This window comes from Pseudomonas sp. MF06569, from assembly GCF_059862735.1.
This window is the reverse complement of sequence record NZ_JCBCUZ010000020.1, coordinates 76,498-99,244: the sequence shown is the minus strand read 5'-3', so window position 1 is coordinate 99,244 and position 22,747 is coordinate 76,498. Positions and strand designations below refer to the sequence as shown.

General features: G+C 51.6%; 15 protein-coding genes, 1 tRNA gene and 1 pseudogene. 5 read left to right on the top strand and 12 right to left on the bottom strand.

Translation table 11 applies throughout. The features are described from left to right. Positions 1 to 154: 154 nt before the first annotated feature. Both AC19YQ_RS17690 and AC19YQ_RS17685 read right to left on the bottom strand, forming a co-directional pair. Positions 155 to 538, bottom strand: a complete 384-nt coding sequence (locus tag AC19YQ_RS17690) for a hypothetical protein (RefSeq protein WP_043864217.1) — start codon at positions 536 to 538, stop codon at positions 155 to 157. Between the two features lie 941 nt (positions 539 to 1,479). Beyond that, on the bottom strand, positions 1,480 to 2,394 hold the full coding sequence (locus AC19YQ_RS17685) for a replication initiation protein (RefSeq protein WP_338791582.1): 915 nt from the start codon (positions 2,392 to 2,394) through the stop codon (positions 1,480 to 1,482). 374 nt (positions 2,395 to 2,768) lie between these two features. Here AC19YQ_RS17685 and AC19YQ_RS17680 point away from each other — a divergent pair, with 374 nt between their 5' ends. Beyond that, positions 2,769 to 3,314: a type 4 pilus major pilin gene (locus AC19YQ_RS17680; RefSeq protein WP_481861439.1), complete on the top strand. Its 546-nt coding sequence runs from the start codon at positions 2,769 to 2,771 to the stop codon at positions 3,312 to 3,314. Between the two features lie 244 nt (positions 3,315 to 3,558). On the opposite strand, the gene AC19YQ_RS17675 is transcribed toward AC19YQ_RS17680, so the two are convergent. The 3 genes from AC19YQ_RS17675 to AC19YQ_RS17665 form a co-directional block, all read right to left on the bottom strand. Beyond that, positions 3,559 to 4,641 carry a J domain-containing protein gene (locus AC19YQ_RS17675; protein WP_500595606.1) on the bottom strand — a complete coding sequence of 361 codons (1,083 nt, stop codon included), beginning with the start codon at positions 4,639 to 4,641 and terminating at the stop codon, positions 3,559 to 3,561. Between the two features lie 103 nt (positions 4,642 to 4,744). After that, positions 4,745 to 6,583, bottom strand: a complete 1,839-nt coding sequence (locus AC19YQ_RS17670; RefSeq protein WP_500595605.1) for a hypothetical protein — start codon at positions 6,581 to 6,583, stop codon at positions 4,745 to 4,747. Between the two features lie 522 nt (positions 6,584 to 7,105). Further along, positions 7,106 to 8,779: a recombinase family protein gene (locus tag AC19YQ_RS17665; protein WP_017736445.1), complete on the bottom strand. Its 1,674-nt coding sequence runs from the start codon at positions 8,777 to 8,779 to the stop codon at positions 7,106 to 7,108. A gap of 46 nt (positions 8,780 to 8,825) precedes the next feature. Here AC19YQ_RS17665 and AC19YQ_RS17660 point away from each other — a divergent pair. Continuing rightward, positions 8,826 to 10,565, top strand: a pseudogene (locus tag AC19YQ_RS17660) (TonB-dependent receptor family protein); the annotation flags it as partial. Positions 10,566 to 10,593: 28 nt separating this feature from the next. Here the strand turns inward: AC19YQ_RS17660 and AC19YQ_RS17655 are convergent. After that, a complete protein-coding gene (locus tag AC19YQ_RS17655) occupies positions 10,594 to 11,745 on the bottom strand; it encodes an MFS transporter (RefSeq protein WP_500595604.1) in 1,152 nt (383 codons plus the stop codon). Between the two features lie 147 nt (positions 11,746 to 11,892). Between AC19YQ_RS17655 and AC19YQ_RS17650 the strand changes: the two genes are divergently transcribed. Beyond that, entirely contained in the window at positions 11,893 to 12,315 is a 423-nt protein-coding gene (locus tag AC19YQ_RS17650) for a RidA family protein (RefSeq protein WP_500595603.1), read from the top strand. A 158-nt stretch (positions 12,316 to 12,473) separates the two neighbouring features. Here the strand turns inward: AC19YQ_RS17650 and uvrB are convergent, their stop codons facing one another. Then, complete coding sequence (uvrB, locus tag AC19YQ_RS17645; RefSeq protein WP_500595602.1) at positions 12,474 to 14,489, bottom strand: excinuclease ABC subunit UvrB; 2,016 nt, start codon at positions 14,487 to 14,489, stop codon at positions 12,474 to 12,476. Positions 14,490 to 14,812: 323 nt separating this feature from the next. On the opposite strand from uvrB, the gene AC19YQ_RS17640 reads away from it, so the two are divergent. Together AC19YQ_RS17640 and AC19YQ_RS17635 are read left to right on the top strand one after the other, a co-directional pair. After that, positions 14,813 to 16,009, top strand: a complete 1,197-nt coding sequence (locus tag AC19YQ_RS17640) for an amino acid aminotransferase (protein ID WP_219261244.1) — start codon at positions 14,813 to 14,815, stop codon at positions 16,007 to 16,009. A 65-nt stretch (positions 16,010 to 16,074) separates the two neighbouring features. Continuing rightward, positions 16,075 to 16,150 (top strand) — tRNA-Asn (locus AC19YQ_RS17635). A 98-nt stretch (positions 16,151 to 16,248) separates the two neighbouring features. On the opposite strand, the gene AC19YQ_RS17630 is transcribed toward AC19YQ_RS17635, so the two are convergent. From AC19YQ_RS17630 to AC19YQ_RS17610, 5 genes are all read right to left on the bottom strand, one after another. Next, positions 16,249 to 16,533, bottom strand: a complete 285-nt coding sequence (locus AC19YQ_RS17630) for a type II toxin-antitoxin system RelE/ParE family toxin (protein ID WP_133077617.1) — start codon at positions 16,531 to 16,533, stop codon at positions 16,249 to 16,251. Further along, entirely contained in the window at positions 16,523 to 16,762 is a 240-nt protein-coding gene (relB, locus tag AC19YQ_RS17625; RefSeq protein ID WP_133077618.1) for a type II toxin-antitoxin system RelB family antitoxin, read from the bottom strand. Before relB ends, AC19YQ_RS17630 begins: the two co-directional genes overlap by 11 nt. Before the next feature lie 94 nt (positions 16,763 to 16,856). Next, positions 16,857 to 19,070, bottom strand: coding sequence for a DEAD/DEAH box helicase (locus AC19YQ_RS17620; RefSeq protein WP_500595609.1), 2,214 nt, complete (start codon positions 19,068 to 19,070; stop codon positions 16,857 to 16,859). Positions 19,071 to 19,113: 43 nt separating this feature from the next. Then, positions 19,114 to 20,409, bottom strand: a complete 1,296-nt coding sequence (locus AC19YQ_RS17615; RefSeq protein ID WP_500595601.1) for an ATP-binding protein — start codon at positions 20,407 to 20,409, stop codon at positions 19,114 to 19,116. Beyond that, complete coding sequence (locus AC19YQ_RS17610) at positions 20,406 to 22,592, bottom strand: tellurite resistance TerB family protein (RefSeq protein WP_500595600.1); 2,187 nt, start codon at positions 22,590 to 22,592, stop codon at positions 20,406 to 20,408. Before AC19YQ_RS17610 ends, AC19YQ_RS17615 begins: the two co-directional genes overlap by 4 nt. Between the last annotated feature and the right edge of the window lie 155 nt (positions 22,593 to 22,747).

The following is a 22,747-nucleotide window of genomic DNA, read 5'->3' as shown; positions in this document are numbered from 1 at the left end:
GTAAGCGCTTCGATTTCAAATGCCCGATCGAAGTCATGGGAGAGGTGATGCAGGAAGCCTTGGCTATGCGGCATGATGCTCCGGCTTCAATTCAATAACCGTGTTGCACTCAGCTCCTGCAACCGCCGTATGTAAAGTGGGGCTTTACATGTGTTTATAGTTTAATGTCCAGCTTTTCGATAATAGATTGCTTGTATTCGTCGGCTTCAATGTCTATTTTTATTTTTGCTTCTTTCCACTGTTCTTCATAAAGGTCTTGCCATCGTGCTACTAATGAATGGACAATCATATCAAGGTTTTGTTGTTTTACACTGTTCCCGCTTCTTGCAAACTCCTTGATTAGAACATCATTGGATATTGATTTGCAGCCTGAAAATGCTGCTATTAGCTTTTTAGCGAGGTTTGAGGTCATTCGGATATCATGAAGCTCATCCATTTCTACTATCTTTACGAACATGATTAAAAATTTTTGACGCTCACGTCTTTTAAATCCACCAACCATACCGCCTATTTTTCCTGCATATTCCATCCTGTTCATAATTAGAACTCCTATGTTGTTATAATACCAATACCATAGGGTTTTGATATGTCAATGCTTCAAGGTCATATCTCCGAACCTTCAACCATTTCAGGTTTTGCTTCCGGGATATGTATTGTAGGAAATTGGTTACTTTCGATTTTTTTGAAATTTTAACGTCACCAATCCCCCACATTTTTTTGTGAAATTAATTTGAGAGCGATTTTTGAGTTTTTACAGTGTCGTTTTTTGTTCTGCTTTATGGCAAATTTCAACTAAGTGATTTGCTTAGGGTTGAACCCTATTTGCTCATTAACGTCCGACCTTATATTTATTTTCGTTTTGCTATTGACAAGGTTTTTTGCTGTAAATAAGCCATAATTCAATGGTTAAAAAATTAAATATCTAAAAAAATTCGATGAAAACGTTAAATTTTCACGGCAATTTTTTCAAGAAAATAATTTTTGTAAAAAGTCGATTTTTGGTTACTGCCCCAAATCGCTTTCGGGATATTTAGGCTTATCAGCCCAGTGAATGATATTCACCCATTTTGATGAATTTTGAAAAGTGTGAAATTTTCATCAGGAGAGAAATTTGATATGTATGTATACATACATATAGGTTGGGGGACATATCTCCGAACCTATGGAAGTATTGGGTTGAGTGGTTAACGCTGTTTTGGACTGTTTTTGATATAGGCTTTTTACACTACCCATAATGCTGCGAGGTATAACGCATTTGGCTATTTTAGGCGTGTAGTGGTGTGGCTTGGTGTCGTTGTATCAACGGAGTGGAAGAATGCCGATTTTGACCAATTCCGTGCGTTATATCGATATCGGTGGGGCGGTGTATGTATATGTGGGGGATACGGGGAGGAAAGGGAGGGGATGGGCGGGAAAGGAAGAAGAAACACCCTCACCGGGTGCTATTATCTGATATAGGCTTTTGCACTAATTATAATGCTAGGGTTGCTTTCTCCAATAAAATACAGTTCTACGGCTTACATTTAACTCCTTCATGACTTCCTTAATGGTTGCTCCTGCTTCAAGTAAGATAATACCTCGTTCTCTCTTGGTCTTGCCCTTCTGTTTACCCCTGAAAGCCTGTATCTCGCTTGTATGGGTTCTTGCGACATAATCGTCAAAGGTGCCCCGGTTAAAGTTTCTATGCGTCCACTTCGCCACGCTTTTGGCCGTGTGCTTTACTTCGGAAATGTCCAACGGCGTAGTAAAATTAACGTTGTAGCCGGTGGCACGGTCTAGGCAAGCGTTTAGCCATTGTTCATAGGTCGGCCAACCCTGACGAATCGCCTTGTATGCCCACGCTCTTAATTGGTCAAAAAGCATACAGTTACGACCCAAGCCATAATCCTCTATGGGCTTTTCTTTGGCCTTTTCAGGGGTTAGGTCGATGTAGTCGGCCAAGTCGTCCAACGTGTATGGATCGGCCTGCCATTGGTGGACGATCCAGTGGGAATTGATCGGGTTCTTGCAGATCAACCCGGAATAGCCTCTGTCGGCTCCCAGACGACTACGCAAGCCTGCCTCAACGGCTGCAGCGTATCGTAAAGCGGCGGTTTTGCCGTCGATTGCGGTTCGGACAGGTGTTTGTAGGAGGTAAAGCAAATGAGCGTGCCCATTGGCCGGATTTCGAGCTATTAGGTTTGGGGCTGGTGCTCCCACGTCATCCCAGTGCATCCCTGCATTAGATTTATCGAGGTCAAAAACCATCCAATATCTATGTGTAGGCCCATTGGGCTGAACTAGTCTTGCAAGTTTAGCTTTTTCTTTTTTGTTGATTTTTAAGCCGCTGATTAAATCATCGGTGTGATAAGGTCTCTTTGGTAAGTAGTCCTCAAATAGTTTTACGCATCCCATTGTTATCCTCTTCTAATAGTTATTTAGAAAAAGAAACCTTGGGAAGAGACTTGACAATAAAATTTTTGATGATTAAATAGTTTGTGTAGATTAAATTTTTATCGCTGTATCCAGACCACCTTGCCCAAGGTGGTTTTCTTTTTCTGCTCTATTCAAAGTGCCATAGAAATAATAATTGTCAATTAGCTATTGACTTTAGTTTGTGGCGGGTTAGTTTGTAATTGTGCATCAGCTCTTTGTAATTCCAGATTCCTCTGGTTGATGCCGTCTTGTTAAAAAGGCCAGCAAATGCTGGCCTTTTTTATTCCCCGCTCTTCCATTATCGTTTTCTTACTATATATTAAAGTATAAGTAAACATAAAAAGGGAATTACGATGTTAATAAATAGTAAAGGAAGGCGTAAAGGTTTGACGTTGATAGAGTCATTGGTGGTTGTAGGTATACTGTTGGGTATCGTTGCGGTTGCGTTAACGCTATATGGGACAGTTAAAAATAGATTGGACGTAAAGAATGAGTCCGAAAATATATCAATTATATATTCACAAATTAAAGATTTGTATAGTGATGAAGGCACTAAGGATTTAACCAATACGGTGGCGGTTCAGCTCGGCGTCATACCAAAAAAAATGAATGTAAACAGCGATGGCAAGACTGTTTATAATACATGGGGTGGGAAGGTGGATATTAAGGGCAATGGAGATAATGGGTTTATACTAACTTATCCTAAGGTGCCGTCTGGCAGTGTTTGCGTTGACTTAATACGAAACCAAAGGAAGGTCGGCTGGGATAAATATGGGGTCGGAAGCTCTGCGAACACACAATTCAGTGGCTTGAGTAATAAAGATTTGACAGTCAGTTGTGCAAGTACTAAGGATTATGTAGATGTTGTGTTTCAATCAGGAGAGGATAGTGGTTTGTAATTTTGTAAAGTACGGATAATAAAAGCCCGCAATTAAGTGGGCTTTTCTATTTTATTCTTTTGGGAATTTTCTTTTGCACATGTCGTAGGCTATTTGTGCGTGAAATTTGCTGCCTCCATTCTTTGCATTATACAAAACACAATCTTCAAAATTTCTAGGAGTGGTAAATAAGGTATAGGCGATTACCATCATGAAAATCGTTCCGGCAAGTATAACGGCATTTCTTAAGCTTGCATTTGAAAACTCAAAACGCATTTTCTGGTAACCTCTCGAAGTCCATGTTTCCGTTGAGCATTGTGTAGATTGTCAGGGATATATCGCTATATTGAATGCCTTGAGCTGTTTGGATTTGCTCAACGTCAAAAGGGTCTGACTTTGAGTTGCACCCATTCTTAATGTCTTTGTATTTAATTACATAGTTGCCCGGTTCAATTTTATTCATTTTGAATGTGCTCCCTGCTGGAATGTACGCCTCTCGGATTCCAGAAGATTTTCCATCAGTAGGGCGAGCAAGCTTAATGTAAATGTTTGAGTTGCCCTTACCATTGTCAATCGTAATAGTCGAATAACCATTGGCTCTAGTAATCGGCCCTACATAGGCAGCACGAGCGGGCCAAGCCTGTCCATTAGGGGCTTTTGTCATTTCAGGAGAGCACATGGTAGGAGCTGTTGGCTTTGTAGGAGCTTTAACAGTCGGTGCTTGAGTGCCTGTGGTGCCCGTTGGTTTGATATTAGTTTGTGTTAAAAGCTTTTTACTTTGTTCCGGTGTTAAATTATATGCTTGATGAAATGGCGATGTTTTCGTGGTTTCACTACTTTCTGTTGTTGATTTAGAATTGTTATAATCAAAAAAGTGATCCCAGTATCCGGCAATCTTGTTTTTCATATCTGTTGGAGTAAGCGAGTACCCCCAACCTAGAAGTATCAGTAAAGGTAGTATTGTCCTTGACCATTGAAACGGTTGTTTTTTTGAACTGGCGGGTTCTACCGGCTTTTTTTCCCGCCATTTATCTGAAGAGGCCGATGCTTGTGGCTGTGGCTGTGGCTGTGGCTGTGGCTGTGGCTGTGGCTGTTCTTTTTTTGGATCAACTCTATGAGCAGCTTTCCATTCTTCAAATCTTATCCATTTATCATGGTTATCTCGTTTTTCTGGATCAGAGAGAACCTCATATGCTTCATTGAGATGCAGCATAATTTTAGCTGCTTGCGGATCGGGGTTACGATCAGGGTGGTATTTCTGTGTTAACGACTTGTAAGCTGCACGTATAACCTCTGGAGGGGCGTCCCGTGAAACTTTTAAGTTATCGTAATGGGTGCGGATTTTCATTGGCATATCCGTTGCGTTCAATGCTGGCATTCTACCATTGAGATGCCGTCAATCCAAGAATTGCGTTGAAGGGGATAGAGGCTATAAAGCCGCTATATTGCGGCTATTGATAGGGGTCGTAAGGGTCTTGGAATGGGCTTGGCGGTTTGAGCTTTAGCAATTTTCGCCTTCTGGCTTCTTTTGCCTGCAAGGCTTCCTCTTTGTCAAATTCAACCACTTGTTTTTTTGTGAAGGTGTCGGATGCCCAAAGTTTTACTTTTTCTGTCAATCCAAGCTCCACTTTAACATGGTCTAATCCTTGCTCTTTTAGTTGTTCTCCGACATTAAATAGGTAATCCTTTCGCTTCTCGGAACCCAACCGGCTTGCCATTTTATAGGTGTTTTCTCTAAGTCTTTGGTAGTATTGCTCTGGATTTTCATCGAGCCTCTTAGCTTTAAGTATTCTATCAACGAGAATGTCAAATTTCTTGATTAATGGTTCTAACTCTACCTCGTAGACCTTAATTGCTCTTTCTAACACTGATTTTCTTTCGGTATCCTCTTCTATTTTCTTCCTTAGCTCGCGTAGTTCCTTGGTCATTTTTTCTTTGGCGGTTTTGAAGTTTGCCCTAAGCTCTTCGGTTTTGTTTGTCTTCTTGGTTATGTCCTCGGACAGTATTTGCCTATCGTGGTCGAGCTTCGCATTTTCTTTCTGCTGCTCCGTGGCGTGCATCTCTAAATTTTGGATTGTATTCTGGTATGTTGAAACAGTATTTTGAAGGTTGCTTATCGTGGTGTTAAGTCTGACGACAGTGGTCTTTTGCTCGGTCAGCTCTTCTTTCTTTTGTGTAAGCTCCTGCTCAAGTTTTTCTACTTGTCTGGTGTAATAGTTATGGCTTCGCTCGCTCTTGGGCTTCTTGGCCTCCTGCTCAATCTTGCTTAGGAATTCTTGTTTTTCCTTGGTTTTAGGTAGGAATTTTGCTTGTAATCCATATGCAGCGGCTAATCCGTTAAAGTGTTCATAAAAGGCTGCCTGCATTACTTTTGACTTCCATGACTCGCGTTCTCGGATAAACCTATGGTTTTGCTTTTCTTCGCTACGGTTGGGAAGTTTGAAGTCTTCTAATATTGGTGGCTCAGATATTTTGTCAAGGTGAGCTTTATTCCTCGCATAGTATTGTGATGCGAATTCAAATTCTTGGGCTGAAAAATCATATTTCCCAGTTTTTGTATTTTGAAGGTCAAGGAAGGCGTGGACATGGTTTGTGGTTTCGTCCAAGTGACTGAACGAAAATAGAATGTCGTTGTTGGGGAAGTTCTTTTGATAGAACTGGTGCATGGCTTTCTGCAAAAGGTCCGTGTATCCCTTTGTGATAGCCAATTTATTGGGTTCAGGTATCACAAGGATGATTTCTTTAACCCTGTTGACCGTCCTTGATACGGCTCGATTTGGTGCGTTTTGCTCGATCTCTCGCTTTTTGGTGGTGTAGTTCTCTAAAAGGTCGATACGTTGGGATATACGGCTGATTTTGTGCTGATTGAGTAGGGCGGCGTAGTCTTGGGCTACTAACGGCCTTTCTCCTTCCATTACCGATGTGACGTATTCTTTTATCTCAGTCGGTTCGGCTGCGTTGATGAATTTGACCAGCTTCGATTTTAGTTTTCGGAGCTTTTCTTTTTCTGCTGCTATCTCGTCAGTTGCTTCTGTTGCTTTGAGTTTGGTTTGTAGTTGGTCGTTGAAGTTGGCCAGCAATTGCTCTGCCAATGCCCTAGTTAATACCTGTTCAACGCCACCTACAATGGCGATATTTGGGTGGTCTGGATTGGGGTTGAATTCAAAGTCGTCATACTCGTTTTGGTCCAGTCTAAGCGAGTGTTTCAGCGAACTGTCCAGCCCCTTGAGGTTGGAATAGTTCCTGTCTCTTTTGGTCAGTGTGATTGTCTGCAAATTGGTGTCATTCATTTTATCCTCAGTGGTGGGTTTGTTTTTGCTCTTGGCTTTTGCTTCTGTCCTGCCGACTAGGCACCTGCGTTAACCGTCACATCTTTTGCGTAGCAAAAGTGGGATGGTTAACATAGCAGGTATGTTTCTAAGGGCTTCTTTGAAAACTTGAACCATATGCATATATTGAACCACATAAAAAATGTATATCAAGCATGATGGTGTGGGTGGTTTTGTATAGTGGTGTTGGTTGGGTATGTGCGTGCGGTGTAGTAATCTTTATTATAGTTATCTAGTGTATATGATATCTATATATAGATAACTAAAGACGTGTGTGGGTGCGTGCGTATACATGAGGCGTGTGCGGGGGAGTGCATTATGCGAGAGATTTTTTTAAAAAAGTTTTTTTTGAAGAAAGTCAAAAGCTATTCTGGTGATTAAGAGCGTGGTGCCTTTTGTTTTTGCTCTGGTTTTTAACGTGTAACGCCTTGGATTGTTAATGTGTAACCCCTCCAATTTTCGGTTTATTAGAGGGGCTTAATTTTATTTTATGATGTGGGAAAGGTCTGGTATTCCAAATGGCGTTAGTGGAGCTTTTTGTTTGAAAAATTGATGGGTATAAAGATTAAAGTCTTTTTCACCTTTTATACGAATGTCCATGCCGACGAGGTTTGTTTCTTTGTCAATTTTAACGTCGAAGGTGATTCCTCTGGTGATGAAAAATGTGTTGAGTTTCAATCGGCCTTCTTCTGTTTCGTATAGGGCTATTATGTCTTCGTAGGTGGTGATTTCGAGCGTTTCCGCTTCGATTGCTAACGTGCCTTCAAGTTTTTGGATCTCGCTTTCTAACACGGTGATCCGTGCTTCGCTATCGGCCACACGCCTGATAAATGTATTTGGAATTATTCCGTCAAACTGAGCTAGCGAAGCCTCTAACATCTCCAATGTGGATTTTTCGGTTGTTAGCTTGGCTTTCTTGGCTCGTATTTCTTCTTTTGGTGCCGAAGTATCACGAACGGAAAAGAAACGGCTGAATGCGTCGTTTACGGTGTCCATTTGCTTGTATTGGTCTTGGCTGAACCAAGTGAAGTCTTTTCGCTTCTTGTCTGTCCGCTCGTCAATGTAACGATTTTCCGATAATTGCCTAACGAAAGCGAGGAATGTGCCGAAAACAAGCTCAAATCTAATTCTGTTACTACATTCGCATACTCGTTCGGCTCTGTTAGAGCAAACAAGGTAGGCGTAGCGTTTTTTCTCGGTTCCTAATATTTGTAAGTTGAAAATCATCCCGCATTTATGTTCTTCGCATTGGATGCAGTGCCGGAAAATATTGTAATGGTGGGGTGTTCTACGTCCGTAATTTCGCCCATTTAATCGGGTTTTCATCGCAGCAACGGCTGCACTGAATTCTATTTCATCAATGATTTTTGGAAAATAATTGGGAACATAACGATCAAACGCTTTGGTGCCGTTCTCGTTGCGTCGTTGCAAACGTAGCACGCCAATTGGGCTTTTGCTGTTTATAAGTTGAAGGACTGCTGTTCTAGTCCAACGGCGTTTTGAATGTTTATTTACTTGCTTAACGCTCTCCAATACTCCAACGTGTTTGAGTAGGTCGAAAATCTGGCGAATTTCTTGGGCTTCATCTTCAACGATGATAAAAGATTGACTTTGTTCATCAAAGCGAAAGCCGTAGGGGCATCGTTTACCTATAACGTTGGTTTCTGCAGTGTCTCGCTTCTTTACCCACACGGATTTCAGGCGTTTGCTCTTGGTGTCGCTTTCTTCGTGTGCCCGTTTTGCGATTACACCTACTAGGATCAAGGTTTCGAGGTCGCGGCTTGGATCGTCGTAGGAATATGTCTTGTTGTCGAAAACGGTGTGTAGTCGCACGCCTTTTTTGAGAATTGATTGGATTAGATCAACGGAGTCGGTGAGTTTCTGGCGGGTTAGTCGGTCGATTGATTCGACAATGATGTAGTCGCCATGCTCAATTTCTCCACTCTCTATCCTGTCCAACAACCCTTTTAACTGGCCGATCCGGGCGTTTGCACCACGGAATGCACTGATCCCCTTGTCGATAACGGTTTCGACCACGGGGACGCCTGTGACCTCTGTAAATGCTTGGAGTGGGGTGGTTTGACGGTCGTGGCTGTCTCGGCCTTCTTCGCCTTGCGAGGCGGTTGACCATCTGACGTATGCGTATGCCTTGGGCATTGAATCGGCTCCGGGTAGGTTCTATCTCATTTTATTAGAAAATAGCTTACCGTGGTCGTCGGGCAACCTGGACAGCATCGATGTGGTGCGCGGTGCCGGTTCGGTGCGTTATGGACCGCAAAACGTGGGCGGGGTGATCAACTTTGTCACCCGGGCGATTCCTGAAACTTTCCAGGGCGAAGTGGGCACGACGCTGGAAACGTCCGAGCGCGGTGGCTGGAAGCACATTGAGTCGGCGTTTCTGGGCGGCACGGCAGACAACGGCATGGGTGCCGCGCTGCTGTACTCGGGGGTCAAGGGCGATGGCTACCGGGCGCGCAACAATGACAACGATATCGATGACGTGTTGCTTAAAACTCACTGGGCGCCCACCGACCAGGATGACTTCACGCTCAACTTTCACTACTACGACGCCACCGCAGACATGCCCGGCGGCCTGACCCAGAAGCAGTTCGATGCCGATCCGTACCAATCGTTGCGCGACTACGACAGCTTCACCGGGCGGCGCAAGGACGTGTCCTTCAAGTACCTGCGCCAGATTGACGACCAGACCCAGTTTGAAGTCCTGACCTATTACACCGACAGCTTCCGTGGCAGCACGATTGCTGCACGAAACCTGCAGACGCTGGCCTCGTATCCGCGCAGTTACCACACCTTCGGCATCGAGCCGCGGGTGTCCCATGTGTTCACGCTGGGGCCCGTGACACAGGAAGTGGGTGTGGGCTATCGCTACCTCAAGGAGGCGATGCACGAGGAGGCCAGCCAGGTCTTGCTGGTGAATAACGTGCCAGTGCCGGGGCCGGGAGCTGACGGTCATGTGTACCAGGATCGCACCGGAGGCACCGAGGCCAACGCCTTCTATATCGATGACAAGATCGATGTGGGTAACTGGACGGTCACTCCGGGTATCCGTTTCGAACGCATCAGCACCCAATGGCACGACCGCCCGGTACTGGCTAACAACGGTGTGCCGGTGCTTGAGAAGAAGCGCAGCATCGACAGCAGCGAAGCCCTGCCGGCCCTGAGCGTGATGTATCACCTCTCGGACGCCTGGAAGCTGTTTGCCAACTACGAAACCTCGTTCGGCAGCCTGCAATACTTCCAGCTGGGGCAGGGCGGTGTCGGCGATGCGACAGCGGCAGGCCTGCGCCCTGAAAAGGCCAAGACCTACGAACTGGGTACGCGCTACGACAATGGCGTGTGGGGCGGTGAAGTGACGCTGTTCTACATCGATTTTGCCGACGAGTTGCAATACGTCAGCAACGATGTGGGCTGGACCAACCTGGGGGCCACCAAGCACCAGGGCCTTGAAACCTCGGTCCACTACGACATGTCGGCGCTGGACGCGCGCCTTGACGGGTTGTCGCTGAATGCGGGTTTTACCTACACCAAGGCGACATCCGAGGGTGACATCCCGAACTTCAAGGGCCGTGACCTGCCGCTGTATTCGCGTCAAGTGGTCAACCTGGGGGCGCGTTATGTGGTCAACCGCTGGACCTACAACCTGGACATGTTTGCCCAGTCCCAGCAGCACGCGCCCGGCACGGGCGGGGTATATATCACTGACCCGACGCCGGATGGCCAGTATGGTGATATTCCGGGTTATGCCACCTGGAGCACCCGGGTGGGCTACGACTTCGGGCCAGAGGCGTCGAACCTGAAGGTCGGTGCGGGCATCAAGAACCTGTTCAACCAGACGTACTACACCCGCTCCAGCGACAACAACTCAGGCATCTACCTGGGCGAGCCGCGTACATTCTTCGTGCAGGCGAGTGTAGGGTTCTAAGCGACCGGTACAGGCGGGGATGCTTGACCTAGACGCGCAAGATCCGCCCGCTGATGGCCACGGCCATCAGCATGGCGGTGATCAGCAAAAAGGCAATGCTCAGGCTGCTGGCATGGGCGATAAAGCCGATGGCCGCAGGCCCTGCCAGAATCCCGGCATACCCCAGGGTGGTAATGGCCGGTACTGCGATGTTTTCCGGCATCACGGTCTGTTTGCCAACGGCGGTGTACAGCACCGGGACGATGTTTGAACACCCCACGCCCACCAATGCATACCCCAGCAGCGCCACTTCCCAGCCGGTCCCCAGTGTTGCCAGGGCCATGCCGGCTGCGGCGAACATTCCGCCCAGCACAATCACCCTTCGGGCACCCAGACGCTTGACGATGGTGTCGCCCATCAATCGACCTGCGGTCATGGTCAGGGCGAACGCGGCATAGCCGAGCCCGGCGTAGGCTTCGCCGATGTTTTTTTCGGTGGTCAGGAATACCGCGCTCCAGTCGAGCATTGCGCCTTCGGCCAGAAACACCGTAAAGCACAGCAACCCGATAAACAGCACCACGCCGTGGGGCACGGCAAACGCCGGGCCGGTGCTTTCGCTGCCATACGCCAGCAGGTGGGGAGCGGCTTTGAGCAGGGCCGCGAGGATCAGCGCAATCACCACGACAATCGCCCACAGGGGTGACAGGCCCAACGCAAGCAGCGCGCTGACTCCGGCAGCACCGGCGATCCCGCCCACACTGAACAAGCCATGAAAGCCAGACATCATGTTGCGTCCGCTGGCGCGTTCAACGATCACGGCCTGCAGGTTGACGGTAGAGTCGACGGCGCCCAGCCCTGCACCAAATACAAAGAGCGTCGCGATCAGCAGCGCCAGGGAACTGGCAGTCGCCAACAGCGGCAGCGCGAGGCAGATCAGCAGGGTTCCACCGATCAATACCCGCCTGCAGCCAAAGCGTGTGGCCAGAATCCCGGCGATGGGCATGGCCAGGATCGAGCCTGCGCCCAGACACAGCAGTAACAGCCCCAGGGTGGCCTCATCCAGCCCGGCCCGCGCTTTGGCATAGGGCACCAGTGGCGCCCAGGCTGCGAGCCCGAAACCGGCGATAAAAAAGGCAATGCGGGTCGACATTTGTTCGAGACGCCCCGGCACAAGGGGCATTTGGGTGTTGATGGCGGTCATGGTCATCCTTGGAATACGGGCTGTGGTGCGGTGCGGCGTGACATCCTTGCATATTTGCAGCCGGTGTCGCGAGGGCGCTGGCACAGGGGTTTGCGAGAGTGGTTGAATAGCGCGCTTGCTCACTCAACTGCCTATGGTGCGTATTTTATGGATAAGAACTCTAACCCTGCAGTGCAATTGCTCAACCCGGCCGGGCTGTATGACCCTGCACCCAACGGCTATTCCCATGTTGCCCGCCTGGCACCCAATGTGCGCCTGGTGTACACCGCAGGCCAGGGTGGTGAGAACGCCGACAGCCAGTTGTCACCCGACTTCGCCGAACAGGTGCGCCAGGCATTTGCCAACCTGCAGATTGCCCTGGCAGCAGCTGATGCGCAGATCAAGGACGTGGCCAAGATCACCGTACTGATCGTGGATCACAGCATGGAGAGGTTGCAGATTCTGGGCACTGAAGTGGCGCGGGTGTGGGGTGCGCTGCCAGCACCGGCCTGCACCTTGATCCCGGTGCCGCGACTGGCGCTGGACGAGATGTTGTTTGAAGTAGAAGCGGTGGCGGCAGTCGCCGTCTGATTGTGCGATAAAAAACCGTAGCAGCTGCCGCAGGCTGCGTCCGGTTGCGAAGCAATCGTAAAATCAGTGAGCGCGGTTTATCAGATGGGCCACGGTAGTTGATTTTACGACGGCTGCGCCGTCGGACGCAGCCTGCGGCAGCTGCTACTGGAGGCAGGTCACACCTGCAACAAGCGCTCCCTGAGCTTGCCGATTTCGTCGCGCATTTGCGCGGCGGCCTCGAACTCTAGGTCGCGGGCCAGGGCATACATTTTTTCTTCCAGCTGGCGTATGCGCTTGCTGATCTCGCTCGGCGAGCGCAGTTCGTTTTCGTACCTGGCGTTTTCTTCGGCGGCTTTGGCCATACCTTTGCGCTTTTTACTGCGCGAACCCGGTACGACCGCACCTTCCATAATGTCGGCAACGTCCTTGAACACACCTTTGGGGGTGATGCCGTTGGCGAGGTTGAAGGCGATCTGCTTCTCGCGACGACGCTCGGTTTCGCCAATGGCCCGCTCCATCGACCCGGTGATCCGGTCCGCATAGAGAATCGCCCGGCCATTGAGGTTGCGCGCCGCGCGGCCAATGGTCTGGATCAATGAGCGCTCTGAACGCAGGAAACCTTCCTTGTCGGCATCGAGAATCGCCACCAGCGACACTTCGGGCATGTCCAGGCCTTCACGCAGCAAGTTGATGCCCACCAGCACATCAAACACGCCTAGGCGCAGGTCGCGAATGATCTCGACCCGTTCCACGGTGTCGATGTCCGAGTGCAAGTAACGCACGCGCACGCCGTGGTCGGCCAGGTAGTCGGTCAGGTCTTCAGACATGCGTTTGGTCAACGTGGTGACCAGTACCCGCTCTTCCAGCGCGACCCGCTTGGCAATCTCGGACAGCAAGTCGTCCACCTGGGTCAGTGCAGGGCGAATTTCAATTTGCGGGTCGACCAGGCCGGTCGGACGCACCACTTGCTCGACCACACGGCCCGCGTGCTCAGCTTCGTAATTGCCGGGGGTGGCCGAGACGAAAATCGTTTGCGGGCTGATGCGCTCCCATTCATCAAAGCGCATCGGCCGGTTGTCCAGTGCCGAAGGCAGGCGGAAGCCGTACTCCACCAGGGTCTCTTTACGCGAGCGGTCGCCTTTGTACATGGCGCCTACCTGCGGCACGCTGACGTGGGACTCGTCGATGACCAGCAAGGCATCCGCCGGCAGGTAGTCGAACAGGGTCGGTGGCGGGGCACCGGATTCGCGGCCCGAGAGGTAGCGCGAGTAGTTTTCGATGCCGTTGCAGTAACCCAGCTCCATGATCATTTCCAGATCGAACCGGGTGCGCTGCTCCAGCCGTTGGGCTTCGACCAGCTTGTTATTGGCGCGCAGGTACTCAAGACGCTCCTTGAGTTCCTCCTTGATGCCTTCGACGGCGTCCAGCAGGGTTTCGCGCGGGGTCACATAGTGGCTTTTGGGATAGAAGGTAAAGCGCGGCATCTTGCGGATGACTTCGCCGGTCAGCGGGTCAAAGGCGCTGATACTTTCGACTTCATCATCGAACAGCTCGATGCGCACGGCTTCCAGGTCCGACTCTGCCGGGTAAATGTCGATCACATCGCCACGCACCCGAAATGTCGAGCGGGCGAAATCCATGTCATTGCGGGTGTATTGCAGGTCGGCCAGGCGGCGCAGCAGCTCGCGCTGGTCCAGTTTGTCCCCGCGATCGACGTGCAACACCATCTTCAGATAGGTTTCAGGGCTGCCCAAACCATAAATGCACGACACCGTGGTCACGATAATCGCGTCCTTGCGCTCCAGCAGCGCCTTGGTCGCGGACAGGCGCATCTGTTCGATGTGGTCGTTGATCGAGGCGTCTTTCTCGATAAAGGTATCGGAGGAGGGCACGTAGGCTTCGGGCTGGTAGTAGTCGTAGTACGAAACGAAGTACTCCACGGCGTTGTTCGGGAAGAACGACTTGAACTCACCATACAGCTGAGCTGCCAGGGTTTTGTTGGGCGCCAGTACCAGCGTGGGGCGGTTCACGTGGGCGATCACGTTGGCGATGCTGAAGGTTTTGCCTGAGCCCGTTACCCCGAGCAGGGTCTGGTGCGACAGACCGGCTTCGATGCCTTCGATCATCTGACGAATGGCTTCGGGTTGATCACCCGCAGGCTCGAAGCGGGTAACAAGCTGGAAATCGGACATGAAGGACCTCGGGGTTTGCTTCTATAAAGGCAGTGGCCCTTATAAGCGCATGCGACTCAAGCCGCAGGAAAAAACAGAATATGGGTAAATATGGAGGTGATGCCTGACTGTTTCAAGGCGCTGCTCTGACACGGCCATCCTGGCAAAGATTGCAATTGGACCAGTGGCCTGAAAATAAACTCAAATTCTTGGCCAAAACCGGTAATAGCCTGTTGCCCGAATCGTGATCGGGCTTATACTTGCTCCCCGTTTGTGCACCGCTCTAGTGCAATCGGCTGGAGCGTTGTCACCCCCTCCATTCTCCATTCAGAGCCGCCGTAATAATGAGCCTGTTCTCCGCTGTCGAAATGGCACCACGCGATCCTATCCTGGGCCTCAACGAAGCATTCAACGCCGATACCCGTACCAGCAAAGTGAATCTGGGGGTTGGTGTTTACTGCAACGAAGAGGGACGAATTCCGCTCTTGCGTGCCGTTGTCGAAGCCGAAACGATTCGGGTTGCTCAGCATGCGTCGCGCGGCTACTTGCCGATCGACGGTATTGCTGCCTACGACCAAGCTGTTCAGAAACTGCTGTTTGGCGCCGAGTCGCCACTGCTGGCTGCTGGCCGAGTGATCACCACTCAAGCCGTGGGCGGTACTGGCGCGCTGAAAATCGGTGCTGACTTCCTCAAGCAACTGCAGCCAAATGCTGTGGTCGCTATCAGCGATCCAAGCTGGGAAAACCACCGTGCCCTGTTCGAAACCGCGGGTTTCCCGGTTCAGAACTATCGCTACTACGACGCTGCCAGCCATGACGTCAACCGTGCCGGCATGCTCGAAGACCTCAATGCCTTGCCAGCCGGTTCCATCGTTGTGCTGCACGCGTGCTGCCACAACCCGACCGGTGTCGACCTGACCCCAGCCGACTGGCAGAACGTGCTGGACGTCGTCAAGGCCAAGGGCCTGATCCCGTTCCTGGACATGGCGTACCAGGGCTTTGGCGACGGCATCGACGAAGACGCCGCGGCAGTGCGCCTGTTTGCTGAGTCGGGCCTGAGCTTCTTTGTTTCCAGCTCGTTCTCCAAGTCGTTCTCGCTGTATGGCGAGCGTGTAGGGGCACTGTCGATCATCACCGAGTCCAAGGAAGAGAGCGCTCGCGTTCTGTCCCAGGTCAAGCGTGTGATCCGCACCAACTACTCCAACCCGCCAACCCACGGTGCAACCATCGCCGCTGCAGTGCTCAACAGCCCAGAGCTGCGTGCCATGTGGGAAGAAGAACTGGCCGAAATGCGCCTGCGCATTCGCGGCATGCGTCTGCAAATGGTAGAGCTGCTGTCGAAAAAGGCTCCGGGGCATGATTTCAGCTTTGTGGCGCGTCAGCGCGGCATGTTCTCGTACTCCGGTCTGACTGTTGAACAAGTGACGCGCCTGCGTACCGAGTTCGGCATCTACGCCCTGGACACCGGCCGAATCTGCGTTGCTTCCTTGAATCAGCGCAACATTGAAGCCGTAACCGACGCCATTGTTCAGGTCATCTGAATAATGCATGGAGAAGTCATCGAAAGTGTTGACTTCTCTATTTATATCAGTAAGATAGACGCCATTCCGCGATAGCTCAGTTGGTAGAGCAAATGACTGTTAATCATTGGGTCCCTGGTTCGAGTCCAGGTCGTGGAGCCAGATAGTAAAAAAGCCGCTAGCGATAGCGGCTTTTTTTTGCCTGAAATTTGGTGTGCTGCGGCCAGAATCAACCCTGAAATTCTTGGGGACAGTGGTTTTTACCACGTGTTAGGCGGGAGTCGGCGGGTGTGGAAAATTCGTAATACCTGCAATTTACCAAGACGAATCCGATAGGGGATTACATAAGGCAAGTCGGGCAGTGGCCACTCTCGGGTGCCTGGCAATCGGCCTTCATGGCCCATTGATGGAAACTGTGAAAGCTGTTCAACGCTGGCCTTGATGGTTTTAACGAATCGGGCCGCCGCGTGGGGGTTGTCCTTGGCTATGTAGCGGGCCTCGTCATCCAGATTTTTGAGTGCCGTGCGCAGCCACTCAACCTTCATGGACGGACCATTTGTTAAGCGTGGCGGTGACTTCCTCCTCGGTAGCAAAGTCGCCTGCATCTGCTTCTTCCAGTGCCTGCTGGATCTCGGCTATCTGCCACGCCTCACGTGCCAGATAATCCCGCAGTGCATCGACGGCCAGAAACGATTTACTGCGGCCTGTAGCTTTAGCCAAATTGGCGAGGGTGTCGGCCATTTCGTCAGGCAGGCGTATAGACATAACGGACATGGGAACCTCGGTGTAGTGATGTGTAATACAACATACTACACCGACATACATCCACATCAGTAACCGGTCATCGGGCCCCGCTAGCGCCTTGAATTCAACTCGTTGCAGCCTGATGCTGGCCTGCTTTCGCTTCGGATGTTCCTGACAATTGAACCTGCGCCTTTGCAAAGCCTATAGCCGTCTCAATGTCCAGGGAGGTAGAAGCGAAGGACTTCATAAGCAGCGACTCAGGTAGCGCCCAGTCCCATTTTTCCCGGCTCATGTTCTCAACATCTGCCAGCAGGGTTTTTAGATCGCTGGCGTCCAGAGCTGCCACCTGTTCAAGTGCTTGCATCATCTCGACGGTGTCGGCCTGCGTCGAAATCAGTAATCCCTCCGTCTCGCAACTCACCCCGACATGATTAAGCAACAAACACAGGGCGTCATTGGCGTGATCACCCAGCCAGCTAACGATCTGGCAATGGCTGCCTTTTTTTATGATGTGTTTTTGTGCCAGGCCAAGATCTGCAAAAGTCTGTCGCGCCTCATCCAGTAGTGCTTGAGCAGTGCGGTCAATAAAGGGGCAGGGCGTGTTTTCAGTGAGCAATGCTCGCATCTCCTGCCTGACCCGGTCGTGAATCATGGCGCCCAGTCCCTCAAAATGAGGAGGAGCACCGCCACGAGAAGGGGACACAACAATCACTTTGGCCTCCAGATCAACGTCCTGAACTTGCCAGCGGCGGCCGCCAAATATGATTCGCTGATCCTTGGTCAGGGGGCGGCTGACCGGAACGCAGCCCAAAGGTTTGCCTGCGCAGACCAGTCGAAACTCCTCATCACTGGTGAATGCACTGTAAAACTCATAATGGTTGATCATGCGCTCGCCAATGGTGCCTGGCAGCAACAGGCCCGAACTTTCTTGTGTGATGAGCTCTTTTGCACCGAGGTTTTTGAGCAGTTCTACAAAGTCTGCTTTTTCGGTTCGGGTAAACGCACCGTCCGTAACCAGACGCCGCCATAACTCGGGCGCTGTAGCCCCTCCGCATTGGGCAATGATGGAAAGGCATTGCTGAACGAGTGTGGAGGCATGCACACCTTGAGTACGTGGCGGCTCAAACCATGACTGGGTGAGCAGACGAATCATGGCGATGGTCTGTACCAACCCTTGGCGCAACTGGTCCGAAAGGGTGGAGTTGGTTGTCAGCACCGGCTCTTTGCAGTAAGCACGCAAAATGGCGGGTTCACCGGGGCGCCTGCCGGAGCGCCCCAGGCGTTGACGAAGGCTCGCGACCGAGGGCGGGGAGCCGATCTGTACGACATTTTTGATGGAGCCAATGTCGATACCCAGCTCCAGGGTTGATGTGCAGATGCCTGTGGCGGGATATTCCCCGGACTTCAAGGCATGCTCGGTTTGCTCGCGCAGATCCTTGGACAGACTGCCGTGGTGGGGCCAGAACTCATTGGGCACGGCATCCCGTTCACAGCATCGACGAAGCCGGTCCGCGTAAACCTCGACCTGGCCGCGGCTGTTGGGGAAGACCAGGTTATTGCTACCTCTGAGTACCTTGTACAGATGCTCGGCGATAGCAAAATCAGGTGTGCTCTGATCTTCAGGTTCTTCATCGGAGTCTGTTTGAGGCTCATCCCCGGTTTCGAGCAGTTTGCACATCGGGGACAGGATGTAGCCTCTTACCTGGATCTGAAGTTTCTGGCCCGCATTCCTGGACTCAATGATCTTGACGCCCTCTGCGCGACGAGGGCAAAGAAACTCACTGGCCATCTTCATATCACCCAGCGTTGCCGAGAGCCCGACCCTGGGCAAGGTTCGACCGACCACCAACTCGACGCGGTGCATCAGCGATTGCAGTTGTTTGCCGCGCTCACTGCCAATAAAGGCATGCAATTCATCAACGACGATGTAGCGCAGGTTTTTGAACACTGCGCCAAGGTTGGAACCACGATTTACAAAAAGCGCTTCGAGGGATTCCGGCGTGATGAGTAGCACACCTTCAGGTGATTTCAGGAAGCGGTGTTTCTTGCTGGCCGAAATATCCCCATGCCAGGCAACTACCGGGATTTCCAACTGCTCGCACAGGCGACCCAGGCGATCCCATTGATCGTTAATCAGCGCTTTGAGGGGGCTGATATACAGCACCGAGCCCGGTACATCGGGGTGATTGAGCAGGTGGGTCAGGATTGGCAGGAAAGCCGCCTCGGTTTTACCCGCTGCGGTGGCTGCAGCAATAATGACGTCCTGATTGGCGTCGACCAAAGCGGGAACAGCCTGCTCCTGGGCATCCCTGAGCGACGTCCAGCCTTCGTCCCAGATCCAGCGCTGAATCCGCGAGTCGAGCAGGCTGAAAGAGCAGGAGTCAGAGTTCGAAGGTGGCAAGTTCATCGTCCTGCTCCACGGTCAGGTCAGATGCGCCACCGTTGTCCCTGGCCACTTCAACGCTACCAATCAATTCGCGCCAGTCCGTACCCGGGTTCTGCTCAAGAATGGCCAGCAGGTTGATAAAGGCTGTGATCGTTGTGCGGGGTGTACGGAAATAGGCTTCACCAAGACGTTGATGACAGTGCGCCATAAATTGCGGCAAGGCTTCGTCGGGCAGCAAGTACTTCTGAGGATCCCCAGAGGCATACACGTGTCGCAGTTTTTGCAGCAATACGTAAAAGTCTTCAGGTGTCAGGCTGGTCAGGCGCAGAACCGGCCCGGACAAATCCACCAGGCCACTTTTGGCAAAGGCGTTTTCCGCCAGCCGGGATTGAAGGGCAGGGTAGCTGAACAAACCGCGGCGAGTATCCATCAGGAACTCAGGCGTACCCCCCAGGACAAAACCCAATCCTTGTGTGGATCCCTGTAAGGAGTCGTTGAGAATGCGCAGGATCTGTTCATAGTTGGCGTTACGGGCCTGGGTGTTGGCCAGCTTGTACAGGTTCACCAGCTCATCCAGGCAAACCATCAATCCGGCATAGCCGGCCAAACGCACGAATCGGGATAACAGTTTGAGCTGATCGTAGATCGAAGCGTCGTCAATAATTGTCCGTACCCCGAGGGCCGCTCGTGCGTCGGTTTTTGTCGAAAACTCCCCCCTCAACCACCGAATGGCATCTCCCTTGAGTTGCTCATTGCCCTCATCAAAGCCACGGCAGTAGGCCGCAATCACGTGTGCAAAGTCATACCCGTTGACCATTTCAGTCAGTTCATTGAGGCGTGCCTGGATGACGTTTTCGGTACTAACGCCCGATGCCTTGGCTTCTGCTTTTGCCTGGGATATGAACTTTTCGACGATACCCTGCAGCGCGCCACCGTCCGGTTTTGCCCGAGTGGACATGTTTTTCGCCAGTTCGGCATAGAGCGACCGGGCCTGCCCGCCGTTGGCGTGCAAACGTCGGTCCGGGTTCAAGTCTGCGTGCAGGGTGACCAGCTTGCGCTCCATGGCAATTGCACGAACCAGATTCAGAAAGAAGGTCTTGCCTGCGCCGTACTCGCCGATCACTACCCGAAATGACGAGCCACCGTCCGCCAAACGATCCACGTCCTTGAGCAGAGCATCCAGCTCACCGACACGTCCAACCTGGATCAGGTGTTGACCCACGCGCGGTACAACGCCAGCACGCAGTGATTGAATAAGCGCATCGCGATCTTTTGTTCGAATAGTGCTCATAGGGCCAATTTTTCCAGAATGTCCGGGTTGATTTCGACGGGCTCTTCACCTTCGGTAATGGGCATGTCGAAGTGTTCATAAGCCAGTTCGTTGATATGTTCCAGAGCTCCGTCGAGCATCAACTCCATATCGCTGGCGCTGTCCTCCAGCTCTGAGCGGCTCCACTGGGGGCGGGAGAGCAGCAGCCTCAGGAATGCAAGATGGTCACCTTCTAGCCCCGGGATGATGACGGCGGCATCATCTTGCGTTTCGCTCACCGGGGGGGCTGGCTCAGGCTCGATGACCGGCTCTTCGGTAAACACTTTAGCCAGTAATGCCGAGACCGCCTCGGTTTCCCGCTGCAGCAGGGCGATGCGATCCAGATTGAGCACCACACCACCCAATTCAGGCATGAGTTGCGGTTCAGGGGTGGTCAGCGGTACGCCGAAGTGTTCCGAGAACGCCCGTGACGCAGTAGCAACATGCAAGTCGCCGTAAAGGGACTGAGGATCCAGCTGAAGGACTTTGTAGACCCGTTCCAGTAGTTTCACCTCTTGAGCACTGACACAACCATCTGCCTGGGCAAGGCTCGCAAGGAAGTGGGCGATTGCCTGCTTCTCTGTGATTGCCAAGGGTTCTAGTCTGCTTTTGAGGCTTACAAGCGTCGGGGGTTGTTGCAGTTGAATACCCAGGTGAGCTTTCAAACGCTTGCGCTGAGCAATGCTCAGATGCTGCCAGGCATCGATCTGGTTCAACAGCAGTGATACTTCTTCTGCCGATATTTTTCCGTCGGCAACCGTTACGGCGCTAGCCAGGTCCAGCGTCAGACACGCCGCGTTATAAGCCGGTGTTGCCCGAAGTGCACCATCGTCAGGCAGTGTGACAAACAGGGCAATGCAGTCATCAGGCTTGGGTGTCCTGCTGCCCGCCAGCACGTCGGGTTCGATGCCTATTTGCAAGGACTCCAAAGCCCGGGCCATGGCCAGCAGCAGCGGGCGGGACAAAACACCGGCACTGTTGAAGCGTTTGCCCAGATCTGCAAACGTCATGACTTCCAGGTCATCTTCTATACGGGCTTTCAACCGCTCCAGCTCATCGCGCAGGGTTGATGGCCATAGTGAGATGGGCAGTTGAAGTAAACCTTCAAGCTTCTGCGCGCTTTCAGGGTAACGGCCAATAAAACGGCTATACCCGTCCAGATCACTGGAGCAGCGGTCGAGCAAGAACTGAAGCTTTTTGCGATTCAGCGAGCTGGCTGTCACATCGGGAATCTCTCCCAAATCCATCACTGGGGCGCCAACCGCTCTCGAAGCGGTGCGGTAACCGTGCTTGAGCTTCGTTTTGTTATGGCTCAGCACAATGCCATCGGGATAGACCCGCTCAAACTCATCAATAAACAGAGTGGCCAGCAAGTCCGGGCAACGAGTTGCAGGGGTGCGTCGTGTAATGTCCGGGTCTGAGAGGGCCCAGGCCAAAGCCCATTGCCCGTTAACCGGATACTGATTGATAGCCATTTGCCCGAGGCCGACTCTCAGCCCCATTGGCATACTGGATCGCGCTGCAGAGGTGACTGGCGGAGAGTGTAAATACAGTTTTTCGTCTACTTGCGAATGGCCCAGATAATCCAGAAAACTTTCTGCATAGCCTCGCAACGAGCTGTTTGAGCCATAGATACCGAGCAGATGTTCGACTGCCTCAATAATATCCGGCAGGTCGTCAATAGCTTCTTGATCATCGCCTGTGTCTATCAGGGCGCGTCGCTCCAGCCCGTAGAAAAAGATGAACACGTACCCGATATCAGCCCGAGGATCGCAACGGCCCTCTGCCAGCCATTGCACATACCCGCGTCGAGCTTGTGCAGATATGGTTTTGTAGTCTGGCCAATAGGTCATCAATGATGAAGATGAGTCAACGTTTTCAGGCCAAAGCTTGAGCCAGGTATTGATAAGCGATGGCTCACACAAGGCGGATTGGGGATCTACGCACAGCGTTGTGTAAATCAACCCACCCGGGATCAGGAAGTTGCCGACCGAAAGGGGTTGGCCTTTCTTTAGCCAGCGCGCTGCGACAGCGCCTTCAGCAGACGCCGACGAGACCGAAGCCCCACTCACGCTTTGAGTGGGGGGAGCGGGGATTCTGTATGCCCTTGCAGGGCGAGTGCCAAGATTAATGGTGAAGAAGTCTGAGCTGGAAGTGCTTGCCATAGGGAGATTCTCAGATTCCAGAGCGCAATTGAGCCTTGCAGCTTGAATGATGGCTTATCGGCAGTATCGCTATTTATGTGCAAATGACCAAGCACTCCACAGCTCAGCGTCTGAAGTTCAAGAAAGCACTGGCGTTTAGCCAGCTATTTGCGGGC